4 protein-coding genes are annotated in these 4,149 nt (G+C 65.7%); all 4 read left to right on the plus strand.

Features of this window, described 5'->3' with window-relative positions:
- The first annotated feature begins 79 nt into the window (after positions 1 to 79).
- The 4 genes from ACTIAO_RS17225 (at position 80) to ACTIAO_RS17240 (ending at position 3,692) form a co-directional block, all read left to right on the plus strand.
- Complete coding sequence (locus ACTIAO_RS17225; protein WP_441907300.1) at positions 80 to 1,396, plus strand: ISL3 family transposase; 1,317 nt, start codon at positions 80 to 82, stop codon at positions 1,394 to 1,396.
- Positions 1,397 to 1,614: 218 nt separating this feature from the next.
- Complete coding sequence (locus tag ACTIAO_RS17230; RefSeq protein ID WP_441907301.1) at positions 1,615 to 2,535, plus strand: hypothetical protein; 921 nt, start codon at positions 1,615 to 1,617, stop codon at positions 2,533 to 2,535.
- A complete protein-coding gene (locus ACTIAO_RS17235; protein WP_087013724.1) occupies positions 2,532 to 3,287 on the plus strand; it encodes a VIT1/CCC1 transporter family protein in 756 nt (251 codons plus the stop codon). The genes ACTIAO_RS17230 and ACTIAO_RS17235 overlap by 4 nt, the downstream gene beginning before the upstream one ends.
- A 180-nt stretch (positions 3,288 to 3,467) precedes the next feature.
- Positions 3,468 to 3,692: a hypothetical protein gene (locus tag ACTIAO_RS17240; protein WP_087013721.1), complete on the plus strand. Its 225-nt coding sequence runs from the start codon at positions 3,468 to 3,470 to the stop codon at positions 3,690 to 3,692.
- Positions 3,693 to 4,149: the final 457 nt, after the last annotated feature.

Raw genomic sequence — 4,149 nt, forward strand, 5'->3', positions numbered from 1 at the left:
CGTGCTGCTCAACCTTCAACGCGGGACCCGACGATCACGCTGGTGAGAACACCTCTCTGCCCATCCGGAAGACCTCGACGTGGACGACGCTACCTTCTGCACACCTGACCTGACGACGTTCTGCCGCCTGGACGAGCTCGGTCTCGTCGTGGTCGGGCAGCATCTGGAGCCTGACCGGGCGGTGCTCGAGTGCCGCGTGGTCGCGCGCGATGACGACGCGTTCTGCAGACAGTGCGGGGCCGAGGGCACGCCGCGTGGGACGGTGTCTCGGCGGCTGGCGCACGAACCGTTCGGGTGGCGGCCGACGACGCTGCTGGTCCGGGTGCGCCGCTACCGCTGCGAGAGCTGCGGGCGGGTGTGGCGGCAGGACACCACGGCGGCTGCGGATCCGCGGGCGAAGCTGTCGCGCGCGGCGGTGCGCTGGGCCCTGGTCGGGATCGTGGTTCAGCACCTGACAGTGGCGCGGGTGGCCGAGGCCCTCGCGATCGCGTGGCACACCGCCAACGACGCTGTCCTGGCCGAAGGTCGGCGGGTGCTGATCGACGACGAGGCCCGCTTCGACGGCGTCGCCGTCATCGGAGTCGACGAGCACGTGTGGCGGCACACCCGCCGCGGCGAGAAGTACGTCACCGTGGTCATCGACCTGACCCCGATCCGCGACGGCACCGGATCCGCCCGGTTGCTCGACATGGTCGAGGGGCGCTCCAAGCAGGCCTTCAAGCAGTGGCTCGCCACCCGCCCGAAGACCTGGCGAGATCAGGTGGAGGTCGTCGCGATGGACGGCTTCACCGGGTTCAAGACCGCCACTGCCGAAGAGCTGCCCGACGCGACCGCGGTGATGGACCCGTTCCACGTCGTCCGCTTGGCCGGTGATGCCCTGGACCGCTGCCGCCGCCGAGTCCAACTCGACTTGCACGGCCACCGCGGCCGCGCCAAGGACCCGCTCTACCGCGCACGACGGACCCTGCACACCGGCGCCGACCTGCTCACCGACAAGCAGACGACCAGGATCGAGGCCCTGTTCGCGATCGAGGAGCACGTCGAGGTCGAGGCGACCTGGGGCATCTATCAACGCATGATCACCGCCTACCGCCACCCCGACCGCGCCCAGGGCCGTGCTCTCATGACCGCGGTGATCGACTCGGTGGCCCGCGGCGTTCCGGCGGCCCTGAGCGAGCTCGTCACGCTCGGGCGGACGTTGAAGAAGCGCGCCGCCGACGTGCTGGCGTTCTTCGACCTACCAGGCTCGAGCAACGGACCGACGGAGGCGATCAACGGCCGACTCGAACACCTCCGAGGCTCCGCCCTCGGCTTCCGGAACCTGACCCACTACATCGCCCGATCACTCCTCGAAGCCGGCGGCTTCAGACTCCGGCTACACCCTCATCTGCGTTGAGCCGCTATATGTCCGCCGCTCTTGCCGTCGGCTTCCTGGTTCTCAGCTCAGGTGCGGTAGCGTCCGCCTCGACCTCAGCTCCGTCACCCGCTGCCCCCTTCTCCGTTACAGACGCTCGTGAGGGACCACAGTTCTATGCCGATGCGATCGTCAATGTGTCGGGGGATATCGACGGCGATGTGTATGCGGCGGGCCAGTCGGTAACCGTCAGCGGAAACGTGACCGGCGACGTCATCGCGGCTGCGCAGACGATCACAATCACTGGCACTGTGGATGGCAACGTGCGCCTGTCCGCGCAGTCCATCACAATCAACGGGAAAGTCACTCACAGCGGCACAATCTTCGCCGCAGACATCAACATCGCCGAAACTGCGTCATTGGGTGATGACCTGGTTGGGGCGGCGAGCACCGTCGCCATCGCTGGCGAAGTGGGCCGTGACGTTCTCGTTAGTGTCGACCGCCTTACCATCGGGGGGTCAGTCGGTGGTGACGTCTCATACGTCAGCGACAGCAAGGCTCACATCGCGGACGGGGCAGTTGATGGCTCCGTCGAGCGTGTGGCGACCCCACAGTCACCCAAGGTCGAGGTGTCACCGTGGGCGGCGATCGTCGCTTGGTTTGTCGGTTTGCTGTATGCGCTGGTCGCGTTCAGTTTGGTGACGTTGCTTGCTGGGCTGCTTATTCCCCGCTGGCTGCAGCGAGTGACGGATCAGCTTGTTCCGTCCCCCTGGAAAGCGCTGCTGGTCGGGTTCGTTGGATCTTTCGCTATCCCGATCGGGCTGCTGGTCCTTCTAGTTACCGTCGTCGGCGCGCCGTTGGCGTTTGCAGGACTGCTGGTGTGGGTCGTGCTCACGCTGTCCACGTTCGTGTTCGCGTCCTTTTACATTGGTCGACTACTGCTGCGGGGCGGTCAGCATCCGGTGGTCAAGTCGCTGGTCGGCGGTCTGATCCTCATCGTCGCACTCCAGATCCCGTGGCTGAACATCCTGGTGTGGTGCGCGATGGTGTTCATCGGTCTCGGCGCTCAGCTACTGAAATTCCATGGCGAGCGACCCTGGCGGTATCGCTCCGGCACGGAATCCGCGCCCTCGCCGCTCCCTGCGGGAATGGTCAACGAGCAGGCACCTCCGGCGCTATGAGCCGCGCCACGGATGCAAAGAAGCAATCACCTCAGCCCGCCTCCGGCGCTCATCCGGACGAACCGCACCGTGGTGACCTCGCAGGGCGTCTGAACTGGCTCCGCGCGGGCGTGTTGGGGGCGAATGACGGCATTGTCTCGGTGGCATCACTGGTCGTGGGTGTGGCCGGTGCCACGAGCGAGTCGGCCCCTTTGCTGGCCGCTGGCGTAGCCGGACTTGTCGGAGGGGCGATCTCGATGGCGCTCGGCGAGTATGTGTCGGTGAGTAGTCAGCGAGACAGCCAACGGGCTCTCATCATCAAGGAACGGCGGGAGTTGGCCGATGAACCCGTAGCGGAACTCGACGAGCTCGCCGGGATCTACGAAGCGAAAGGTCTAAGGCCCGTGACCGCGCGTCAGGTGGCGGAGGAGTTGACGGCTCATGATCCGCTCACCGCGCACCTCGAGGCCGAACTCGGCATCACCGAGGCTGCCGTCGTTAGCCCCTGGGCTGCTGCTGGAGCGTCGGCGCTGGCGTTCACGCTCGGAGCGCTCCTCCCGCTGCTCGCCATCTTGCTTCCCCCGCAGGCGATCCGCGTACCGATCACCTTCACCGTTGTCCTCATAGCACTCGCTGTCACCGGGTTCACCAGTGCGAGGATCGGAGGAAACTCGGCTACCAGACCGACGATCCGGGTCGTGCTCGGCGGAGCGCTCGCACTCGCGGCGACTTTCGCACTCGGCTCCGCCCTCGGGACGACCGGAGTTGTCTGATGGCGACATTCGCTGTCCCCCGAAGATGTCGGTAAGGCCGCTAGGGTGTGTCTGACAAAGACTGGGAATGGGGACATTCGTACAGGGCGCCGTGAGAATGTCCGCTTGATCTGAGACCAGTGGGATGCCCGGGCTGGAGACCATCTGGCCGGCTGGCTCTTCTAGCGCGAGACTGTGTCCATGGATATTGAGCGGTGGTGGCCGAGGCTGAGCGTGGGAACGCGCGAGTGGCTGACGGCGAACAATGGCGAGGTAGTTCCGGCTTCTGTTGTGAGCGAGATCACCGATGCGGGTGGGGGTCCGGCCGCTGGTGCATGGTGGGTTGGAGAGTCCGGGGCCGACGGGAATTTCCTCTCTGACGCGGCGATCGATTGGATCGAGGAAGCAGCGAACGGTGAGCACTGAGCGTCCCTCGGCCTAGGTCGTTCCCCGCGGGACGCAGCTACAGATGGGGATCATGTCTCTGGATTCGCCGACTACGGATTGCAAGCGTCCCGACTCGTGCGCGCCCGTCCGAGGTCGTTGCGGGTCCCTGGGTGGTCCTCCTAGGCGCTAGCGTGTCGCTATGACGAGGGACAGTTCAGGGTTGGCGATGAGGTCTTCACCACGAAGTCCCGTGGTGTGATCATCGATATCTGCGCGACGCCGTCGGGGCAGTTCATCTTTGGTGGCGAGGACGCCAGCGGTGAAGTGACGTACTTCACCCCGAAGGGCGTTCAGCACGTGTAGCGTGTGTCGGACTATGCCCTGGTGCTGGTCCAGGCGATGGCGGAGTTGAGGACAGCTGCGGCGCGGTAGTTGCCAGCGGAAGGCCGTTCCCGTCAACAAGCTGGTGGATCTTCGTCGAGAGTCCGCAGCGAGC

Origin of the sequence: Microbacterium sp., assembly GCF_052099035.1 — a bacterium.
In the GTDB taxonomy this organism is placed as follows: Bacteria; Actinomycetota; Actinomycetes; order Actinomycetales; family Microbacteriaceae; genus Microbacterium.

Excerpts from the sequence above, each read along its gene's own strand:
- ACTIAO_RS17235 (WP_087013724.1), top strand. The coding sequence starts at position 2,532 with ATGAGCCGCGCCACGGATGCAAAGAAGCAATCACCTCAGCCCGCCTCC.
- ACTIAO_RS17240 (WP_087013721.1), top strand. The coding sequence starts at position 3,468 with ATGGATATTGAGCGGTGGTGGCCGAGGCTGAGCGTGGGAACGCGCGAG.